This is a genomic window from endosymbiont of Ridgeia piscesae, assembly GCF_001443665.1.
GTDB lineage: Bacteria > Pseudomonadota > Gammaproteobacteria > Chromatiales > Chromatiaceae > Endoriftia > Endoriftia persephonae.
Map to the genome: position 1 here is coordinate 1 of NZ_KQ557128.1, position 19,168 is coordinate 19,168.

General features: G+C 55.0%; 17 protein-coding genes and 1 pseudogene. 8 read left to right on the forward strand and 10 right to left on the reverse strand.

What is annotated here, in order from left to right:
* The 4 genes from Ga0074115_RS16715 to Ga0074115_RS15805 form a co-directional block, all read left to right on the forward strand.
* Positions 1 to 251 (forward strand): hypothetical protein (locus Ga0074115_RS16715; protein WP_232432984.1); only part of this gene is annotated, 251 nt, incomplete at its 5' end.
* A gap of 272 nt (positions 252 to 523) precedes the next feature.
* Positions 524 to 1,582 (forward strand): MBL fold metallo-hydrolase, encoded by a 1,059-nt coding sequence (locus tag Ga0074115_RS15795; protein ID WP_082626914.1) that lies wholly within the window; start codon positions 524 to 526, stop codon positions 1,580 to 1,582.
* A 234-nt stretch (positions 1,583 to 1,816) separates the two neighbouring features.
* Complete coding sequence (locus Ga0074115_RS15800) at positions 1,817 to 2,698, forward strand: M23 family metallopeptidase (protein WP_087959754.1); 882 nt, start codon at positions 1,817 to 1,819, stop codon at positions 2,696 to 2,698.
* Between the two features lie 130 nt (positions 2,699 to 2,828).
* Positions 2,829 to 3,248, forward strand: a complete 420-nt coding sequence (locus Ga0074115_RS15805) for a hypothetical protein (protein WP_082626913.1) — start codon at positions 2,829 to 2,831, stop codon at positions 3,246 to 3,248.
* A 46-nt stretch (positions 3,249 to 3,294) separates the two neighbouring features.
* Here Ga0074115_RS15805 and Ga0074115_RS15810 read toward each other — a convergent pair.
* The 5 genes and pseudogenes from Ga0074115_RS15810 to Ga0074115_RS08160 all read right to left on the reverse strand — a co-directional run.
* A pseudogene (locus tag Ga0074115_RS15810) lies at positions 3,295 to 3,617 on the reverse strand (transposase); the annotation flags it as partial.
* The gene (locus Ga0074115_RS08145; RefSeq protein WP_060528400.1) at positions 3,618 to 3,827 is read right to left on the reverse strand and encodes a hypothetical protein; all 210 of its coding nucleotides are present in this window, start codon (positions 3,825 to 3,827) and stop codon (positions 3,618 to 3,620) included.
* A 263-nt stretch (positions 3,828 to 4,090) separates the two neighbouring features.
* Entirely contained in the window at positions 4,091 to 5,431 is a 1,341-nt protein-coding gene (locus Ga0074115_RS08150) for a sigma-54-dependent transcriptional regulator (protein ID WP_057956998.1), read from the reverse strand.
* Positions 5,409 to 8,372: a sensor histidine kinase gene (locus Ga0074115_RS08155; protein ID WP_057956997.1), complete on the reverse strand. Its 2,964-nt coding sequence runs from the start codon at positions 8,370 to 8,372 to the stop codon at positions 5,409 to 5,411. Before Ga0074115_RS08155 ends, Ga0074115_RS08150 begins: the two co-directional genes overlap by 23 nt.
* Positions 8,362 to 8,559 (reverse strand): hypothetical protein, encoded by a 198-nt coding sequence (locus tag Ga0074115_RS08160; protein ID WP_057956996.1) that lies wholly within the window; start codon positions 8,557 to 8,559, stop codon positions 8,362 to 8,364. Before Ga0074115_RS08160 ends, Ga0074115_RS08155 begins: the two co-directional genes overlap by 11 nt.
* 184 nt (positions 8,560 to 8,743) lie before the next feature.
* Between Ga0074115_RS08160 and Ga0074115_RS08165 the strand changes: the two genes are divergently transcribed.
* Complete coding sequence (locus tag Ga0074115_RS08165) at positions 8,744 to 9,649, forward strand: substrate-binding domain-containing protein (protein WP_060528401.1); 906 nt, start codon at positions 8,744 to 8,746, stop codon at positions 9,647 to 9,649.
* A 166-nt stretch (positions 9,650 to 9,815) separates the two neighbouring features.
* Here Ga0074115_RS08165 and Ga0074115_RS08170 read toward each other — a convergent pair whose 3' ends face one another.
* Positions 9,816 to 10,772 carry a chemotaxis protein gene (locus Ga0074115_RS08170; RefSeq protein WP_057957350.1) on the reverse strand — a complete coding sequence of 319 codons (957 nt, stop codon included), beginning with the start codon at positions 10,770 to 10,772 and terminating at the stop codon, positions 9,816 to 9,818.
* A gap of 219 nt (positions 10,773 to 10,991) precedes the next feature.
* Between Ga0074115_RS08170 and Ga0074115_RS08175 the strand changes: the two genes are divergently transcribed.
* The 3 genes from Ga0074115_RS08175 to Ga0074115_RS08185 are packed head-to-tail and all read left to right on the forward strand — an operon-like array spanning position 10,992 to position 13,645.
* Positions 10,992 to 11,375, forward strand: coding sequence for a DUF6394 family protein (locus Ga0074115_RS08175; RefSeq protein WP_006473694.1), 384 nt, complete (start codon positions 10,992 to 10,994; stop codon positions 11,373 to 11,375).
* A gap of 15 nt (positions 11,376 to 11,390) precedes the next feature.
* Positions 11,391 to 13,094 (forward strand): potassium channel family protein, encoded by a 1,704-nt coding sequence (locus Ga0074115_RS08180; protein WP_057955606.1) that lies wholly within the window; start codon positions 11,391 to 11,393, stop codon positions 13,092 to 13,094.
* Positions 13,091 to 13,645, forward strand: a complete 555-nt coding sequence (locus tag Ga0074115_RS08185) for a hemerythrin domain-containing protein (RefSeq protein WP_060528402.1) — start codon at positions 13,091 to 13,093, stop codon at positions 13,643 to 13,645. The genes Ga0074115_RS08180 and Ga0074115_RS08185 overlap by 4 nt, the downstream gene beginning before the upstream one ends.
* A gap of 33 nt (positions 13,646 to 13,678) precedes the next feature.
* Here Ga0074115_RS08185 and Ga0074115_RS08190 read toward each other — a convergent pair whose 3' ends face one another.
* From Ga0074115_RS08190 to Ga0074115_RS08205, 4 genes are all read right to left on the reverse strand, one after another.
* Positions 13,679 to 16,144: a putative bifunctional diguanylate cyclase/phosphodiesterase gene (locus Ga0074115_RS08190; RefSeq protein ID WP_057955605.1), complete on the reverse strand. Its 2,466-nt coding sequence runs from the start codon at positions 16,142 to 16,144 to the stop codon at positions 13,679 to 13,681.
* Positions 16,141 to 17,094 (reverse strand): phosphate/phosphite/phosphonate ABC transporter substrate-binding protein, encoded by a 954-nt coding sequence (locus tag Ga0074115_RS08195; protein WP_232432985.1) that lies wholly within the window; start codon positions 17,092 to 17,094, stop codon positions 16,141 to 16,143. Before Ga0074115_RS08195 ends, Ga0074115_RS08190 begins: the two co-directional genes overlap by 4 nt.
* The gene (locus tag Ga0074115_RS08200) at positions 17,084 to 18,481 is read right to left on the reverse strand and encodes an OprO/OprP family phosphate-selective porin (RefSeq protein ID WP_057955603.1); all 1,398 of its coding nucleotides are present in this window, start codon (positions 18,479 to 18,481) and stop codon (positions 17,084 to 17,086) included. Before Ga0074115_RS08200 ends, Ga0074115_RS08195 begins: the two co-directional genes overlap by 11 nt.
* A gap of 144 nt (positions 18,482 to 18,625) precedes the next feature.
* Positions 18,626 to 19,069, reverse strand: a complete 444-nt coding sequence (locus Ga0074115_RS08205) for an RDD family protein (protein WP_057955602.1) — start codon at positions 19,067 to 19,069, stop codon at positions 18,626 to 18,628.
* Positions 19,070 to 19,168 lie beyond the last annotated feature (99 nt).

A 19,168-nucleotide genomic window follows, 5' to 3' on the forward strand; every position in this document is an offset into this window, starting at 1 on the left:
AAGCCGACCGTGCTCGCGGCTTCGACAAAATGGCGCTCGTAGCGTCCCGTCGCTTCGATGACGACCCGCTCGATCACATCCGATTGCAGCGTTTGAGTGAGAGGCTTCGCGCCTTGGGGGGTATTCGTGAGACTGAAAGCCGTGTCCAGTTCGCGGACATAGACATCGAGCGGTCTTTACCGACGTCGATACCGACATTGATACTCGAGAGATTGGCTGTGGTCATGGTAGAAACCCCTCCGCCTTGCTAAATTCAGGCTATGGGCCCATTCGACTGTTCGAGTGATCGATCGAGTCGGAGTCGCGCCACACGCTTGTTAACGATCTCGGTGAGGCCGGCGCCACTGCATCATCGGGCTACGACTCCGATAACCTGCGGCTACAGGTTATGGGCCCAGTCTAACTCGCTTATAGAGATGTGTTTTAACCATACAAGGCAGATGCACGCGGACGGCAAAAAGCGCCGCTCGTTCCTCGCTCTGCTTTTTGTCGCCGGTGATGCGAAGCGTTAGATTTGGAAGAGATGAAAAAACACACAAAAGCTATCACTGGTGCAGTATTTACATTAATTATGTCTTTTGCATGTTCTGTTATGTCAAATCAAAACAACAAAGAAATGGATAACAAACATAGGCATCAAACTTCAGCTGGGTTTCAAAATTATCCCCCTGTGCAAACAGCCGCACCTAAAGGCACGTTTTTTTATCTGCGTAGATTTTGGGATTCAGTTTTTCTCCCAGATGTCCCAGATGGGCATGTGCTACCTGAATTTGAAGCTTTGCAACTTCTAAATTCTGTTGAGGGCGACCGAGTAACCTGGTTAGGCCAAGCGAGTTTTCTTATTAGAATTTCAGGAAAAACAATCCTGACAGATCCCTTTTTAACGGAATTTGCTAGTCCCATTTCTTGGGCTGGCCCCAGGCGGTTTGTACCGCCTGGGATCCCTTTAGATAAGCTTCCATCTATAGATATAGTGATTGTTTCACATAATCATTACGACCATTTAGACGATGAAACCGTTAAATACTTAGCAAATAAAGACGCAATTCAAGTGGTGGTACCCTTTGGTCTAAAATCGTTTTTTACTGAGAGAGGGTATATAAACGTAACAGAATTAGACTGGAACGATCAGATATCCATTGGCAACATAAAGTTAATTGCTTTACCTGCTGTTCACGATTCCGCGCGAAGTACAGACGATCAAAATAAAACCTTATGGGCGTCATGGATAATGCTAGGCTCTACAAATAAAATTCACTTTATTGGTGATACCGGATATTCAAATACTATTTTTAAACAGATTGGCAGCCGATATGGCCCATTTGATTATGCAATTATACCGATAAGTGCTTATGAACCAAGGAAATTGATGTGGATGTCACATGTTACTCCTGAAGAAGCAGTTACAGTGGGGAAGGAAGTTGGCGCAAATACTTTAATAGCATCACATTGGGGGACGATTAATTTATCTGATGAACCGCCGTGGGAACCACCAAGGCGTTTTAGCAGAGCAGGATTGGATAATGGATTCGCCGAGGAAGCACTATGGATTATGAAAATTGGAGAAACCAGACCTCTTTAGCAAAAAATGTACCTCAGCGATCATGGCAAACGAAGCATCTTTTAACCCAAGAAAAATAATATTGATAGGCTATTTATTAACCAAAAAATCTAACAATCACATGCAGCGGACAGCAAAAAGCAGCGCTCCTCATGCCTCGTCGCTCTGCTTTTTTCTGCCGCTGATGTGAGGCGTTAGGCGGTTAATATGCCTGGCGTCTAGCATGTTATTGAGAGGGCTTTGGGAGAACATAAAATGCAAAATGCAAAGAAGTTAGTTTATGTAGGCATAGCAATGGCCTTGGTGATATTGACTACAGGGTGTGTGAAAGAGTCACGTAAGGGTTATAAAGAAATGCAATTCTCTGCATCCTGTAAATCCTGTGAAAAGCTAGACGGTTTTGTCTCACCAAGTCAGATTAATGATGAAATTCGCAAGATGGTGGGTAAATATAAAGACGGAGGGGAGGCTGATAATGTTGCTATTCAAAAGTCTAGAGGAGTTATCGAGACTTATCTGAGACCAGATTTTATTGATGGAGGAGATTGCCCGGAAATTGATAGTGAAAGATGGGCAATTGACTATTCATACAAACGCAAGCGTCCAGCATTACATAAAGGAATTGATATCCATCAACCAAGAGGAACACCAGTGAGGGCTATCGCCAACGGTGTTGTTGTGGGTAAATTCTTAAATGAGTTTAATAGAAAAGGTATCGAAATAATTTTGAGGCATACTCCAGAGCAGACAGGTCTGCCATTTTGGACGTATTCCCAGTACACTCATCTCCAGGAGATGCCAACGTTGTCAATTGGTACGAATGTCAAGATGGGAGATGAGATTGGGAAAACGGCAAATACTGGAAAGATGGGAAGAAGAGTGCGTCGTGATGCGTTACATTTTGCCGTTCTCTACAGCAAGTACCCAGAATGGTCTAATGATGGAGTAGTGGTAACACCAAAAGACGGATATTTTATGGATCCGAATGCGTTTTATCGTCTTGATCCACCGTATGAATCACTATCCTTGGCAAAGCTACTGGGTAATCAAAAATGGGTACCAATACCTTACATGAATGCTGATGGAATATTGGCACCATCTGACACTAAGCGTATTTGGCCGTATGTTTGTAAATAGTACAAACATAATAGCTGAATTACGTGGAATGGCCTAACAAGAGAAATAAACTTGAATCACAAAAGACGTCAGCCTTTTGTGATCCGGTTATTTGCAACGTTATGTGTGATTTTAAACTGAGGGTATTTATATGTTCATGATTGAGTATAAAGATATCGGCTGGTGGTATTGGTTGGTAACAGCAGGACTGCTTACATATGGTGTGTTGGGAGAATCGATAGGATTTATGCTTGCTATAAGCCTTACTGTGTTTCAGTTATTTCACTTCGTGCTTCGAGAACGTAGTATTACCGCCTTTCCTATTCAAGTGCGGTTTTGGTATCTAATTCTTCTTCTTGTTGCGTTACCAGGGCCACTGCAATTGATATATTGGATCCCTACCATAGGTACGTGGGCGCAGATAATATTTGGTTATTGTACTATGGCGCGCTGTGTTTCCCTTTTTCCATGGAATCGTAGTGAACAATTTTCACTTGACTTGCTAAAGAAAACATTCTTTTCTCGTCCAGTTCGAGGAAGTATTAAACAAGGTTTTGCAGCCTCTAAGTAAGTTATAAGTTACACATAACAAGCGACTGTGGCCCTAAATCAACCTATTAAGCCATATTTTCATTCCATTTACGTGGGGCCTGGACCATGGCATTGAGGATAACAATCAGCTTCCGGGTGCAGGCTGTGATGGCGATCTTTTTATGCTTGCCTTGGGCAACCAGGCGGTTATAAAAACGCCGTAGGACAGGATTACACTGATCGAGGAGAGGACGCCCATGTACAGCACAGTTCGCACACTGGCTCTGCCACCGCGGATACGACGCGTGCCACGCAGACGCCTGCTGTCACGGTTGAAAGGGGCAACGCCAGTCAAGGTAGCGATCTGCTTTGGATTGAGTCTACCCAGCTCTGGCAGGTCAGCGAGCAATCAATAACCCTGCCAGCGCTTTTGTCCCATCTGCTTTTCTGCACTCTCCAGCAGCGCTTCATTGAGTTGGATAAATGATTCGTACTTCAGCTTGCGCCTCGCCTGACAGAAGGCCGATGCCATGATCCGGGGGAGTGGCTTCCCGTCGCCTATGGTTTCAAAAAACTGGTCCAGCTTGTCTTGTAGTGTGCCCTTTCGAAAGTTCAGCATTAACGGAATCAGGTGCTCAAAGGGAAGGGACCGTTTCCGCGTGAAATCTGTTCTGTTTTTCTGCGCTTCCCGGCGAAATGCATCAGAGTCAATAAGTGTCTTTATCGGCCTATAGGTATTCTCAATTGACCTTCAGGATGGTTCTCTTTTCCGTTGTCTCCGAGATGGGCTTGCGATGCATTTCCGGCTCTCGAGTGCTCGTGATAAGTGCGCATTATTATGATAAATACAGTGACTTGCGCGATAACTTAATGGCATTGTATTTAATCTGTTATCCGTTTTTTCTTCTCCCGCGGTATCCCAAATCGCTGACGTCTCTCCCATAGCGCCTTGCGACTGATGCCGAGCTGGCGGGCCATCTCGGTCTCGGTCATCTGATCCTGGTTTTCCAGCACGAATTGTCGAAAGTACTGCTCCAGTGAGAGTTGCTCGCCGCGCTGGTCTGACTTGCGCCGCCGGGTGGCGACCTGGTGGTCGATGGCCAGCAGATCGGGGGTGATGGTCTCCCCATCGCACAGGATTACTGCCCGTTCGATGGCGTTGGCGAGTTCCCGTACATTGCCGGGCCAGTGGTAGCGCTTGATTGATGTCAGTGCGTCCCGGCTGAGGTTGATGCGGGGTTTGTTGAGCTTTTTGCAGGTCTTGTCGAGCAGAAAACGGGAGAGCGCCTGGATGTCGTTGCCCCGTTCGCGCAGCGGTGGCAGCACCATCTCGACCACCCGCAGGCGGAAGTAGAGGTCGCTGCGAAAGCTCTGTTCCTGCACCAGTTGGCGCAGATCCCGGTGAGTGGCAGCGACGATGCGCACATCGAGCTGGCTTGTCGAGTCTGACCCGGCGGCGTAGTTGTCACTACTCTGCAGCAGGCGCAGCAGGCGTGCCTGGGCCGCCTGCGGTAGTTCGCCGACCTCATCGAGAAATAGGGTGCCGCCATTGGCCTGCTTGAGCAGCCCGGGTTGCTCCGCTTCGCCACCTTGGCGATGACCAAATAACTCTGTTTCAATCAGATGTTCGGGGATGGCGGCGCAATTGAAGGCGATGAAGGGGGCCTGGTTGCGTCGACTTTGTTCGTGCAGGGCGCGGGCGACTAGCTCCTTGCCAGTGCCCGATTCACCCAGGATCAGCACCGTGGCATCGGTGGGGGCGACCTTTTCGATGCGCCGGCAGACATCGCGCATCGCATCGCAGCTGCCGACCATCCCTTTTACTGGATAGTGCTTCTCCATCTCCGACTTGAGGATGGCCTGCTGGCGCTGCTGCTGGGACTGCCGCAACAGCCGGCGCACCAGCAACAGCAATTCGTCATGGTCGAAGGGTTTGGCGATATAGTCGGCAGCGCCCTGTTTCATCGCCTCAACTGCTGAGCGCACGCTGGCGTAGCTGGTCATGATCAGCACCGGCACCTCATCGGCGTGCTGGATGATCTCGGTACCCGCCGCACCGGGCAGGCGCAGGTCGGAGATGATCAGGTCGAAGCCGTTCAGATCAAGGGCCTCAGTCTCCTCCACTGAGCCGGCCTCGGCTATCTGGAAACCGTGGCGCTCCAGTAGGCGTCGCAAGGCAGTGCGGATCACCGCCTCATCTTCAATGATCAGTATCTGCGGCATGGATACTCTCCGCCTGTTTCGGTAGTTCGATGATCACCCGCGTGCCCACGCCGGGCTGCGAGTCGAGCTCGATGCTGCCGTTGTGATCGCTGATGATCTTGTAGGCCATGGCGAGGCCAAGGCCGGTGCCTTCACCGACCGGTTTTGTGGTGAAGAAGGGCTCGAAGATGAAGGCCTGCTGCTGCTCGTCGATGCCGCAGCCCTGATCCAGTATCTCGATGATGACGCGTTTGCCGCTCTCCCGCGCCAGCAGTTCCACCCGGTCGCCGGGGACGGAGGCATCACAGGCGTTGCTGAAGAGATTGACCAGCACCTGGGAGAGGCTCTGGCGGTCGCCAAACAGTGCCAGGCCTGCCGGTGCGGCGTTGAGACACTCCACCTGGCGGCCGTTGCGGGTGAGCCGCACCAGCCGGATCGCCTCATTCACCACCTCGCGCAGTGGAAACTGGTGGAAGTTTTTGCCCAGCGGGTCGCTGCGGCTGAAGTTCATCAGGGTCTGGATGATAGCGCTGATGCGCTGGGTCTGACGCAGGATCTCCTCGATGCTCTCGTCGATAAGCTTGGGTTCCCGCTCGTGGCGCAGATTCTGTGCCAGCGAGGCGATGCCGGTGACCGGGTTGCCGATCTCGTGGGCGACGCCGGCGGCAAGGCGGCCAATGGAGGCGAGTCGGTCGCTGTGCTCCAGCTCCGCCTCCAGGGTCTCCAGATTCGTGAGATCCTCCAGCAGCATCACTTGGCTGGTGCGTGCCTGCTCAACCGGATGGTCAGCCGGTACCGGCGAGGGGATGGTCGCCTTGTGCAGGTTGAACCAGCGGGATTTGCCTTGATGTTTTACCTCCATGTGGTGGATGTGCAGATCCTGGGCGCTGGCAAAACCGCTCAGCAGGTTGCCCCAGGGGGCAGGTAGCCGGTGCAGGTCGATGCCGACTGCATCCTTGGCGGGCAGGTCGGTCATCACCTCCATCGCCAGGTTCCAGATCACCACACTGTGCTCACGGTCGACGGTGCAGACGCCGAGCGGTAGGTCGAGCAGGATCTGGCGCTGGTAGCGGCGCAGGTTGTCGAGGTCAGCGGTCATGCCCTGCAGGCGGGAGCGCGACTCCTCCAGCCGCTCCTCCACATAGCGCACCGAATCGGCCAGTGCGGTCTTGGCATGGGTATCCAGGCTGAGGCGGCGATTGATGATGATGTGGGCTAGCTGTGGCCCAATCAGGCCGGAGAGGTTGCGTTCGATGCGCTCGCGCAGCTGTCGAAGCTCTGCCGGGCGGGTCTCGGTAGGCGGCATGCCAAGGTCGCTGAGGGCCTGCTGCACCTCTTTTTCTGCAGCCTCCCAGCCCAGAACCAGGGAGAGTTCCTGGGTGAACTGCTCGGTGCTGCTGGCACTGACCACGCCGCTTAGGGGGGTGAATGACTCGGCACAACAGGCGCCGGCGGCATCGCGTTCACCACGGCTCTGCCGGGTGAGCAGGGAACCGGTGACAAACAGCAGCAGATTAAGACTGATTGAAAAGAAGCTAGAGAACTCCCACTTTGACAGGCCGGTGACTGCCTGCATGGTTGTGATATCGATCTCGGAACGGATGAAACCGGATGCATCGAGCAACGGCACCAGCAGGGTGATGCCCCATACCAGCATGCCGCCCATTAGACCGGCGATGAAGCCGTTGCGGTTGGCGCGTTTCCAATAGAGCAGGCCGATGATGCCGGGTAAAAACTGGGCCACTGCGACGAACGAGATCAGCCCCAGTTCCACCAGTCGCTGGTTCTGTTGTAACAGGACGTAGAAGGCGTAGCCGGCGAGGATGATGGCGCCGATTATCACCCGGCGTGAACTCTGTAGCCAGCGGTAGAGATTGACCTGGGGATAGGGGTAGACCCAGGGCAGTAGGATATGGTTGAGCACCATTGAGGAGAGCGCCACAGTGGTGACGATGACCATCGCGCTGGCGGCGGAGACACCGCCGATGAAGGCGAGAGTGGGCAGCCAGCTGGTGCCGCTGTCGAGGGTGATGCCGAGTACGAAGTAGTCCGCATCCAGGCTGACGCCAGCGCGGCTGCCGGCCCAGAGGATCGGTGGGATTGCCAGGTTGATCAGGAACAGGTAGAGCGGAAAGGCCCAGCTGGCGGTGCGGATCGCCCTGGGGTCAAGGTTCTCAGCAAACAGCATATGGAACTGGCGTGGCAGCAGGAAGGCGGCGGCGAAAGCGAGAAACAGCAGGGTCAGCCAAGGGCCTTCACGGACCGGCCGGTAGAGGCTGTCGACGGCCTGCGGGTTGGCCGCCAGCCACTGATTGAGCTCACTGGGTCCGGAGAAGATGCCAAACAGAGCGAACAGGCCGATGGTGATTAACGCCAATAGTTTGACCAGTGATTCGAAGGCGATCGCCACCACCAGCCCCTGGTGTTTCTCTCGGGGAGAGACGTGGCGTGCACCGAATAGGATGGCAAACAGGATCAGGGTGAGACAGAAACCGAACGCCAACATCTGGGGAGTGGCCTCCTGGGTCAAGATCCGCATCGACTCGGTCACCGCGCGAATCTGCAGTGCGATGTAGGGCAGGGTGCCGATCAGCATGAACAGGGTGACTAACACGCCGGCCAGCTGGCTGCGGAAGCGGAACGCAAACAGGTCGGCCAGTGAGGTGAGCTGATATTCCCGGGTCAGGCGAAGAATCGGTTGCAGCAGTACTGGCGTCAGGGCAAAGGCAAGGGTGACGCCGATATAGATGGTGAGGAACAGGTAGCCTTCGGACTGGGCAAAACCGACGCTGCCATAGTAGCTCCAGGAGGTGGCATAGACACCCAGTGAGAGCGTGTAGACCAGTGGGTGGCGAATCAAGCGCTCCGGGATACGGCCGCTGTCTGCGGCGTAGGCGACCAGGAACAGCAGCAGCAGATAGATGAAACCGGCACCGAACAGGATGCCCAGCTCATGGGTCATCAGGGGTTCGCCTCTGTAGCAGGGCGCCGAACAGGATCACCAGCAGCCAGATCAGATAGGGGATATACCAAGGTGAGTCGCTGCTAGTCCACCAGCTGAGGAGCGGACCGCTGAAGAGGGTGCAGGCCAGCAGAAACAGGATCAGGGTTTTATCGTAGCCTGGGCCGGGAGGAGGGCGGATGCTCATCCTAGAAGCCTAGCATTTGTTACCTATAGTAACAACGATCGCAGAATCGGATGCTTTTTGCCTGTGGGGGACTGAATGTTGACTATACATCAGTAATAACCACAATTGTTTGCAGCTTCAATCGGTATGACAATCGGCAGGTCATCCAATCATTCAGAGCGGAAGGGAGTCCGGTGGAGGAGATATGCGCTTGAGTCGTACTGTCCGCTATATCGTTTACGCCGGTTTGCTCTGCTTTGCGACATTTCCAGCTTACAGCGACACTCTGACCTGGGTTGGTTGTGGCATTACTAAAAAGGCCTTTATGGCCGAGTTGAGCAAAGCCTATCAACGGGAGACTGGAACAGAGATCCAGCTTTCCGGCGGAGGCGCTACAAAGGGCATTCGTCAGGTAGCTGCCAACAAGGTTGATATAGGTGGCAGTTGCCGCAATAAACTGTGGGGGCATACGGCGGAGAGATCGGTTCAATTCCACCCCGTTGCCTGGGATGCGCTGGTGGTCATCACCCATAAGAAGAACCCGGTGAACGATATATCACTGGAGGATCTGAGAGCAATCTACAAGGGTAAAATCACCAACTGGAAGCTGCTGGGTGGAACTAACCAGCCAATCGAGCTGTTGATTCGGAAGGGCAAGATATCAGGTGTGGGCCACGCTATCCGGGAGTATCTTTTTGCTGCGCCTAACATGGAGTTCGCCTCTGACAACATATTCCCCTCATCAGGTCCGTTGGAACAGGCGGTTGGAAACAATCTCAACAGTCTGGCAATCACCGGTGTCAGTAGTGCCAGGAAACGTAATGTTAAAATCCTCAAACTGGAAGGCAAATCCCCCAGCTATGAAAATATCAAATCGGGAGCCTATTTGCTCTATCGACCGCTCTATCTGGTAACTAATCTCAGGGGAACAAACCGCGCTAAGGTGATGAAGTTTATCCAGTTCGCCAACAGCCCGTTAGGTCGGGAGGTCATCCGGCATAATGGAGTTGTGCCCTACATGGATGGGCTCCACCTGGCCGGCAAACTACACCAGCAGCAACGGGCCAGCCGGAAGATGCGACTTGATAAGCTGAGGCAGGATGAAAACTAGCCCGTTTAGCGGAGGGCCAGGCCTATATGCAGCTTGGGCGGCTTGCGCAGCAGTGTGGTATCGCCCCCCCGCAAGATCCTGCGTACGCAATCGATACTCTTTGCCAGCAGGTTTCGCTTGGCGAACGGGCTGCGTCCATATAAAGGGGTTTCTTGTGGAGTAAGCGTCAAGCTTTGTTCTTTGCCAGCATCTGGCGTAGCTTGACGGCCAGTTCAGTGGGTTCGAACTTTGGCACATAGGCATCAGCACCGACACCGCGTCCGAGTTCCTGGTTGGCGTCGGCAGAGAGTGACGAGTGCATGATGACCGGAATATCGTTCAATCGGGAGTCCTCCTTGATCTTTTTGGTAAGCACGTAACCATCCATCTCCGGCATCTCGACGTCGGTAAGAATCAACTGGATATAGTCGCTGCTTTTATGCCCTGTTGCCTCTGCCCGATTGGCAATCTCACGTATTCTTGCCCAAGCTTCCGATCCGTTGGCGGTGCTGATGTACTTGATCCCCATATGATCGAGCGTGCGGATGATCTGGTCCCGGGCGACCACCGAGTCATCGGCGAACAGGATGGTAATGCCTTCCTCTTCCATTCTTGGGATGCCTTCGAAGATCTCTTCACTCTGACCGAACCCGGAAGTCTGAGCGAGTACCATCTCCACATCCATGATCATCACCAGCCGGCCATCCTTCAGCTCGGTAACTGCGGTAACCAGTCCGCCATGCTGCTGTACCATCATCGGTGGCGGTACCCTGACATTCTCCCAGGCGAGTCGTTCGATGGTGTCAACCGAGTGGACCAGAAACCCCTGCACGTTTTTGTTGTATTCGGTGATGATCAGGATGCCGGGTTTCTCGTCAGTCTGTACGCCACAGAATTTTGGCAGGTTGATGACCGGAATCATGTTGCCACGCAGACTGACCATACCTTCTACCGAGGGGGGCATCTCAGGGGCGTGGGTGATCTGAGGTACCAGCATCACCTCGCGAACCTTGAAAACATTGACACCAAATGTCTCTTCGCGTCCGGTGTTTGCGTCGTGCCCGAGGCTGAACAGCAGCACTTCAAGCCGGTTGGTGCCCGCCAAGCGGGTTCTGTCGTCCACGGATTTGATGAATGTTGCCATCTGCGCTCACTCGGTAATGGATGGACCAGTCCTTTGGTGCCTGCAATACGGCATCCTCAAATGACTGTTGATCACCGTTTATAGCGGTCGTTTTTATTCAGGCTTTAGGATATTTTGACTGATGGAGCAGACTGCTCTCTCCTTGCTGGCGGCAGCTATGCTTCAATCTATGTGGTGGTTTGCCCTGACATTTTCTGATTGTAACCAAGGTAAGCAAAGATGAATCCCGAGAAGGTGTTGTTCGGTTTTTTTATCGTTCTTTCGTTGACGCTTAATTTTGGTTTTTTTGTTGGGGAAATTGACAATCCCGCTCACCACCATGTCTATGAGCTGTTTGCTGTGATCGTGGTCAATCTGATCGCCACCGTGCTCAAGTTTGGCGACCGCACGCAGATGGGAGCGGTGTTGCTTGCCACAAGTCTGGCGGCGCTGCTGCAGCTGTTTGCAGGGGCGCTGGTCTGGGGGATTGCGGCTCATGTGACTCATGTTGGTTTGACGCCGACGGTAATGGCGAGCATCGTCTCGCTTTCGGGAGGTGCGTTACTGGCAAATGTTGTGTCGGTGGTGCTGTTAGTGATCGAGACAGTAATGCTGCGGCGCTGAGCCCGGGTCTACGCTATGAACAGCATTTTTTTCCTGGTGATGCGGCGCATGCGTGCGCCCTTGCTGGCCCTCATCTTTACCTACTCGGTGGCGGTATTGGGGCTGGTGCTGATACCTGGCCAGGATGCCGAAGGCAACCTTTGGCATATGGATTTTTTTCATGCCTTCTACTTTGTCAGTTTCATGGCAAGTACTATCGGTTTTGGCGAGATCCCCTACGAATTCACCGATGCGCAACGGCTCTGGGTGACCTTCGCGATATTTTTTACCGTCATCGTCTGGCTCTACTCTATCGGTACCCTGCTCACTCTGTTTCAGGATGCCACTTTCCATCAGGCACTGATTGAACGGCGTTTTGCTCGTCGGATCCGGCAGATGCGGGAGTCGTTCTATCTGGTGTGCGGTTATGGTGAGACCGGCAGTGCGCTGATCAAGGCATTGACCGAACGAAACCAGCAGGCGGTGGCAATTGACATCAGGCAGGAACGGGTCAACCTGCTGGCGCTGGAGAATCTGCGTCAATATGTGCCCGCCTTGTGTGGCGATGCACGTCTGCCGCTACATCTGACAGAAGCGGGACTTGATCATCCGCTCTGTTCCGGGGTGGTGGCGATTACCAACTCCAATGAAGCCAATCTGAAGATCGCTATCACCGCCAAGTTGCTACACCCTGATATTACCGTCATCTGCCGGGCCGACTCTCACGACATTGAGGCCAACATGGCCAGTTTCGGTACTGATTCCATTATCGACCCGTTCGACACCTTTGCCGTCCACTTTGCCACCGCCCTACAGTCCCCCGCTCTCAACCTGTTACAGGAGTGGCTGACTTCGGTGGCTGATGCCCCACTTGGGGAGCCGATCTATCCGCCGCGGCATGGGCTTTGGGTGGTGTGCGGGTATGGTCGTTTCGGCAGGGCAGTCTTCGATCAGCTGCGCAAAGAGGGCATGGAAGTGGTGGTGATTGAGGCTACTCCCAAGAAGACCGGGGAGCCGCCAAAGCCCTTCGTGATAGGGCGCGGTACCGAGGAAGAGACCCTGAGAGCGGCGGAAATCGAACGCGCAGTCGGTATCGTTGCAGGTACCGATAACGATGCCAACAACCTGTCGATCATCATGACCGCGCGGGCGCTCAATTCTGATTTGTTTGTCATCCTGCGACAGAATCGCAAGGACAACGAAGCCCTGATCGAGGCGGTGAAGGCCGATATGGTGATGCATCCGAGTGCAATCATCGCCAATCGCATCCGGGTGTTGCTCGGTACCCCTCTGCTCTACGAGCTTGTGCAACTGATGCTCTACGAAGAGGATAGCTGGGCCTGCGAGCTGGTGAGCCGGATCTCGGCGCTGATCCAGCATCGGGTGCCGGATGTCTGGGAGTTGGCGATCAACCAGGAGCAAGCCTATGCGGTTGAACTGGCGTTGCGTGAACATCAGCGAGTCAATCTGGCAGAGATCATGCGCGATCCGGGCAAACGTGAACAGAGGCTGAGGTGTATTCCCCTATTGCTCATCAGGAATGATCAAAGGATCATGTTGCCTGCCGAATCACAACGGCTCGAGCAGGGGGACCGCCTGCTGTTTTGTGGCTCGGGAGGTGCCCACGACCGGATGGAGTGGACCTTGCAAAATGAACACGCCCTCAGCTATGTGCGTGTTGGTGAAGCGCCGCTCCAGGGGTGGCTGTGGCGCTGGATCCGCAACAGGAGAGAGGTATGAATCCGCTGCTCGAAAGGCTACTACAGGATCATCGCAACCTGACCCGACTGCTCGATCTGCTGGAGCACAAACTGGATGCTCTGTCGGACGGTCAGGATTCCAATTTCGATCTGGAGATCGAGCTTCTCGACTACATTGAGCACTACGCCGATTCAGTCCACCATCCAACAGAAGACGTGATCTTCAGGGTGGCCCGTGGGAAGGCGGGCAAGTTGCGCAGTGTATTGGACCGTTTGAGCGAGCAGCATGGTGAGCTGGTCGCCTTTACCCACCGTTTTCGGGAGACCCTGGAGGGGGTGATCCAGGGTGAGGTGGTGACCCGTGAAGAGTTGGTGATCCGCGGGCGGGAGTATGTGGCGCTACAGCACCAGCATATCGATCTGGAGGAGCGAGTGGCATTTCCCGGCCTGGAGGCGTGTATGAACGATGAGGATTGGCAGCGGGCTGCTGCCAGGGCGCTGATTCCGGATGATCCACTGTTTGGCTATCGGGACTACAATCGTTTTCGCAGCCTGATCGATTTCCTGTCGGCGAACGATGCCTCCGATTGATCTGCTTGGCAAACCGGCTCAGGCGGGCGGTTGTTAGTCGTGTTGAGTGACGCCGGGAATCTCCTCCGCCATCAACGGCAGTGAGTAGAGATAGCCCTGTACAATCCGGCAGCCAAACTCCTCTAGCAGGGCCTGTTGCTGCTTTGTCTCCACCCCTTCGGCAACCACCTTAAGATCAAGGATGTTGGCCAGGCTGATGATCGCCTGCACGATAGCCGCGCGGTTCTGCTCGGTCTCCATGCCATGGATGAACGAACGGTCGATCTTCAGCGTCTGCACCGGAAAATTACGTAGATGTTCTAGTGAGGAGTAACCGGTGCCAAAGTCGTCGATGGCGAGTTTGACCCCCATGTCAGCGAGCTGGCCGAGCAGTTCGATGGTGTGCTCCATATCCTCCATCAGGCCGCTCTCGGTGATCTCCAGCTCCAAGCTGCTGGCGGGAAGCTGGTATTCTTTAAGGATTGCAGAGACCGTTTCGGCCAGGTTGGGGGAGACGAACTGGCGTGGCGAGATGTTGACTGCCACCCGCTCTATCCTTACCCCCAGTTGCTGCCAGGCTTTCAATTGCCTGCAGGCCTGACGCAACACCCATTCGCCCACCGGGATGACTAGCCCCGTCTCCTCCAGCACATGCAGAAAAAGATCCGGTTTGAGTATCTCGTGTTCGCTGCGCCTCCAGCGCAGCAGTGCCTCAACTGATTTGAGCTTGCCGGTTTTGATGTTGACCTGGGGCTGATAACGCAGTTCGAAGGCCTGGTTCTCCAGGGCGCGTCGCAGACCGTGTTCAATGTTCATGAACTCGGTGGCGAGGGTGTTCATGTCGTCGGTATAGAACTCGAAACCGTTTGAGCGGCGCTCTTTTGAGCGGTACATGGCGGTGTCGGCATTGCGAATCAGGGTTTCCGCGTCCGACGCATCATCGGGATAGAGGCTGATGCCGATGCTGGTGCCGGAGAAGAGTTCCAAGCCGCCGATGTTGAAGGGCTGCTGAAACAGGGAAGTGATGCGTTCTGCTTGGGTGATGAGGTCATCGGTCTGCTCAATTCGGGGGATGATCAGGGTGAACTCGTCGCCGCCGAAGCGGGCGATGGTGTCCTCCTCCCGTTTGTGGCTCTGCAGCCGTGCCGCTACAGCCTCGAGCATCTGATCGCCAATCTCGTGACCGAGGGTATCGTTGATGTTTTTGAAGCGGTCCAGGTCGAGAAAAAACAGCGCCATGCGATTCTGCTCACGCCGCGCGCTACGGATTGCCTGTCTCAGACGGTCGATGAAGAGTGCCCGGTTGGGCAGGCCGGTGACCAGGTCGTAGTAGGCGAGATGATGGATCTGCTGCTGCGCCACCCGGTATTCGGTTAAGTCCTGCGCCACCAGCACCATGCCTTGGTGCCCGGTGTTGGGGTCGAGCATGGAGGCGGAGAGAAGGATAGGAACCTGTTTGCCATCGCTTGCCTGCAGAGTGCATTCGTGGGCGCTGACTTCGTGCGGTTCTTCCAGGTATTCCGCCCAGCTGCTGTGTTTGTCGAGACTATAGGGGATGATTTGCCCGATGGATTGGCTGATGGCCTGCTGGCTGGTGTAACCACTGAGTTGGCTAAAGGCCCGGTTGATGCGGGTGATTCTGCCCGAGAGGTCGGTGACCAGCAACAGATCCCGCATACTGTGGAGGATCTCATCCATATATTCTTTCGAAATGGTGGTGCTCTGCAGATGCTGCCCCATCTTCTCTAAGGTACGGGCTAGGCTGCCGATCTCGTCGTTACGATCGATGTGGCTGACGGCGCTATAGTCGCGGGACCCGATGCGCTGGGCGAGCTTTTCCAGCCGTCCAATTGGCCGGCTCAGCCGATAGGCTATCAGCAGTCCGGCGAGGATGCTGGCGGCACCTAACAGTAGCAGCAGCATCCAGATAGAGTTGAGGTTTCGATCGATATGGGTGCGGCTGATCAACTCGAGACGGCTCTTCGAATCACGCACCACCTTGAGCATCTGGCTCAGGGAGAGATCGATATAGATGCCGCCCAGCAGCTGGTTTTTCTCCAGGCTGATGGGGGCGGCGATACTCAGGCGGTCCGCCTCTAGGTGGGTCAGCGGCGCCTGCGACTGCAGGGCCTGGAAGGCGAGTGGTTCACTCATCAGCTGGCCGAATCGCGGCAGTGTCTCCTCGCCATCGTGGACGATCCGGCCTTTCTCGTCGAATACCAGCGTCCGGATCACATCGGGCTGGCTGTTTGCAGTCTGCAGGAGCTGACCTATGCCCTCCATATCGAGTTCGTAGAGGGGGTTGATCAGGCTCTGCGCGAGGATTCCGGTGAGGGTCAGCCCCTGGTGTTGCAGTTGTTTGATCTGTGCCCGTTTGAGGGTGGAGGCATTGGCCTCCTGATAGTCACCTATTGCGTCATCGAACTGGTAGAGCAGCACGCTCGAGACTGAGAGTACGACACCGATGACCAGTGCCAGAAGTGTCAGCGAATATTTTGATTGAAGCTGAAGCCCTTTCAATGGAGGTTTCCGCGTGCCACGGCTGAATGTTCTCTGACATGATCCAGTATGGCTTGGGTCTCTGCGCTGATTTCGTCGAATTTGGCGGTTTGCTGGTAGGCATTCAGGACAGCCTCGGCGGCGGCATCCCGGTGGGCATTTTTCAATACCTCAATCAGGCGTTGTTTGATCGATGTGTCCAGACCCGGTCGAACCAGTTCAAAGCCCCGTGGCAGGTCTGAGGAGCGATGAAAGATACGCAGATCTTTTTTGAAGACAGGGGGGGTGTGGTCAGGCGTGTTCCAGTCGAGGTTGTTGTAGGCGCCCACATCTGCCAGGCCTTTGTGCACCCAGGTGGCGATGTTGATCTCACCTTTGGCGAAGGCGTAGCCAACCTTGTCAGGCGCCGGATGTTGGCGCGGGTTGCTGAGCAGTTCAAGTTCCAGGCCGGCCTCTTGCAGTATGCCTGCGGGAATGTAGAAGGCAGTGGTGGAACCCGGATCTTCCAGCGCCAGACGCTTGCCTTTCAGGTCTTCCAGGCTGTGGATATCGCTCTCTTTGCGGGTGATGAAGACGGTATGGTAGCCGGGCACGCCTTTCTTCCATTTGCGCAGGATGATCTCGGCCCCGGCCTGCTGCTCGAAGAGGATTGAGGAGAAGAGGGTCTCGGTGACCCAGTCGACCTTGCCCTGCTGCAGATAGCGAATCATCTGCGCGTTGTTTTTTGCCATTAATACTCGGGTCAGGGTGATGCCCAGATCGCGCATCTTTTTGCCGACATAATCGACCATCGGCTTGAGGCGGGTGAAGTGTTTACGCGGGCTGTCGCTAACTTTGCCGATCACCAGGGTCTGTGCCCTCAGGTTCTCTGCCTCTGCGTGCACAGGGGGGGCGGTGGCGCACAACATCAGAGCCGCCAGAGTGATCGCTCTGGCGGCTCTGATGGGTTTGCCTGATGCACTAAAAGTCATACTGGCCCCGTAGCTGGAATATTTTGGGATTGTTGTTGAGTCCACTTGCATCCGGATCTGTGTCGACAAGTATATAGTTTGCCATGAAGCGGGTGTGGGGATTGATATACCAGTTGAGTCCAAAAGTGGTGTTGGACTGCCGGCCGCCCTGGATGTCTTGATCATCTAGGTCAAGGTAGCTGTGGCGCAGTGCCAGCTCCCAGGCGCCACGGCCTTCCCCCCAACTGAAGTTGCTGCGTGGTGTGATGCGCTCGAAACGGGCCTGCTTGATGTCGTAGTTGCGGGATTCGCCGGTGATGAACCAGCTGCCGGCGATGTAGTAGCCGTGGAAGTTGAGCGGCTCAGCATGGTCTTCGATATTGATACGGGTACGCAGGTATTCGCCCTGCAGCGAGAAGGGACCATAGACGGCGGCGGCCTCTAGGGCGAGGCTGCGGCTGTGGTCGATATGCTTGATCTTGCCGGTATCGAGCAGATAGTTCGTTTTATCGACGATGTGAGACTCCGGGTGAGTGCGGATGCGCCAGTTCGCCTCTGTATCTGAGTCGCCGCCAAAGTTGCGGTAGTCAGCGCTGGCACCGAGATGGATCACCCGGCCCTTCTCTGGCAAGGGCGCCCAGACACCGCGCAGGCTGCCGCCCCAGCCCTCGTCATCCAGCTTGTCATCAGCATCGTTGGGGCCCTCGCCGAAGATACCGCCGGCCAGATACCAGTGAGTATCGTGGCTCTCCATTCCGACGCCAATATTCTTGCCTGGTGCAAGTTCGTTGATCAGGGAACGCTCCATGAAGGTCTGGTAGGCAGAGGGGGTGGCCTCTTCGAGGCTGAAGGGCTGTTTGAACAGGCCGGCTCGGATCAGCGAATGGCCGAGGCTGCGGTAGCCGAGCCAGGCGTCTTTTAGACCAATATCCTCGCCGGCAAAGTCGGCCTCCAGCTCATACTCCCAGGCACCATAGAGGCTGCCTTCCAGCCCGATACGGGCGTAGCGGATCTCCGCGCCATCGCCCAGGTCGCTCTGATCTGAGCTGTAGAAGGCGGCATCGGCGGCGATCTGGGCGGTCAGTTCCAGGCTCGATTCGCCGTCATAGGCCTCGGCCTTGATCGATCCGCCGCGGGTGGAGAGCCGGACTTCCCTGGTCTCGCTCGGCGCTGGCTCTGCCGTCATCGGGGGTGAGGCGGGGGCGGGGCTGCTACTCGGTGTTGCTGGTGGCTCTTCCGCCTCCATGGCGGCCTTGAGTTGCTGAAACTGGGCCTCAGTGAGGCTGCCGTTCTGTTTCAGCATCTCCATCAGCATCAACATCTGTTTAGGGCCGGATAGTGCCGGGTTGGAGAAGGCGAGCCCGAACGCAAGCAGTAACAGGGGGAGGTGTCGTTTCAATTTTTTCATGCGCAGCAAATCTGCAGGAGGAGGTGACAATTTTACAAGGATCAACTGGCGATGAAAGGGAATGGAATTCCTTTTGGTTGCTGAGAATCGCCAATCAGGCATAGGTGATGCCCTGGAGGGAGAGGACGTCCATCTTCTATTGTCTCAGCGTTGGCTCAGGACCAACCGGGTGGCGGAGAGGTGGTCGTGCCAGGCGAGTTTGTTGGAGTCGACAAGAATCCAGAGAAAACCGAGCCCAAACGTGACTAGCGAGAAGAGGGCAGCCAGGTGGCGTCGCAGTGCATCCCGCCAGGTTGGAGGCAGGCCGTCGGAACGCACCAGACGCAGTCGCCAGGCGCGCATGCCCAGGGTTTGCCCGCCATGGACCCAAAATCCAGTGAAGAAGATGAGGGGGATGATCTCCCATAAAAACAGCTGGAAAAACAGTAGTGCATTGCCCTCAGGCATGCCCAGTGGGAGGGTGATCAGGGTGATCGATAGCATGATCAGGGCAAGCAACAGGAGACTGTCGTAAAACATCGCACCGAGACGCCTGAGAAAGCCGGGAAGGATGGCATTCTCGATATCGATGGGGGCTGGGTCAGTCATAGGCATTTCCGGAGAGGATTTGCGGTTAGTTTATCCGATCACCAAATGAAAGGCCCTAAGGAAATGGTGGAAAGCTGGTAAAAACTCTATTTTCGACCA

Bases quoted from the DNA above. Each gene is read 5' to 3' on its own strand.
- Ga0074115_RS15795 (WP_082626914.1), top strand. From the start codon at position 524: ATGAAAAAACACACAAAAGCTATCACTGGTGCAGTATTTACATTAATT.
- Ga0074115_RS15805 (WP_082626913.1), top strand. From the start codon at position 2,829: ATGTTCATGATTGAGTATAAAGATATCGGCTGGTGGTATTGGTTGGTA.
- Ga0074115_RS08170 (WP_057957350.1), bottom strand. From the start codon at position 10,772: ATGGCAACATTCATCAAATCCGTGGACGACAGAACCCGCTTGGCGGGC.
- Ga0074115_RS08205 (WP_057955602.1), bottom strand. From the start codon at position 19,069: ATGACTGACCCAGCCCCCATCGATATCGAGAATGCCATCCTTCCCGGC.
- Ga0074115_RS08180 (WP_057955606.1), top strand. From the start codon at position 11,391: ATGAACAGCATTTTTTTCCTGGTGATGCGGCGCATGCGTGCGCCCTTG.
- Ga0074115_RS08150 (WP_057956998.1), bottom strand. From the start codon at position 5,431: ATGCCGCAGATACTGATCATTGAAGATGAGGCGGTGATCCGCACTGCC.
- Ga0074115_RS08185 (WP_060528402.1), top strand. From the start codon at position 13,091: ATGAATCCGCTGCTCGAAAGGCTACTACAGGATCATCGCAACCTGACC.
- Ga0074115_RS08160 (WP_057956996.1), bottom strand. From the start codon at position 8,559: ATGAGCATCCGCCCTCCTCCCGGCCCAGGCTACGATAAAACCCTGATC.
- Ga0074115_RS08145 (WP_060528400.1), bottom strand. From the start codon at position 3,827: ATGCTGAACTTTCGAAAGGGCACACTACAAGACAAGCTGGACCAGTTT.
- Ga0074115_RS08200 (WP_057955603.1), bottom strand. From the start codon at position 18,481: ATGAAAAAATTGAAACGACACCTCCCCCTGTTACTGCTTGCGTTCGGG.
- Ga0074115_RS08195 (WP_232432985.1), bottom strand. From the start codon at position 17,094: ATGACTTTTAGTGCATCAGGCAAACCCATCAGAGCCGCCAGAGCGATC.
- Ga0074115_RS08165 (WP_060528401.1), top strand. From the start codon at position 8,744: ATGCGCTTGAGTCGTACTGTCCGCTATATCGTTTACGCCGGTTTGCTC.
- Ga0074115_RS08155 (WP_057956997.1), bottom strand. From the start codon at position 8,372: ATGACCCATGAGCTGGGCATCCTGTTCGGTGCCGGTTTCATCTATCTG.
- Ga0074115_RS08175 (WP_006473694.1), top strand. From the start codon at position 10,992: ATGAATCCCGAGAAGGTGTTGTTCGGTTTTTTTATCGTTCTTTCGTTG.
- Ga0074115_RS15800 (WP_087959754.1), top strand. From the start codon at position 1,817: ATGCAAAATGCAAAGAAGTTAGTTTATGTAGGCATAGCAATGGCCTTG.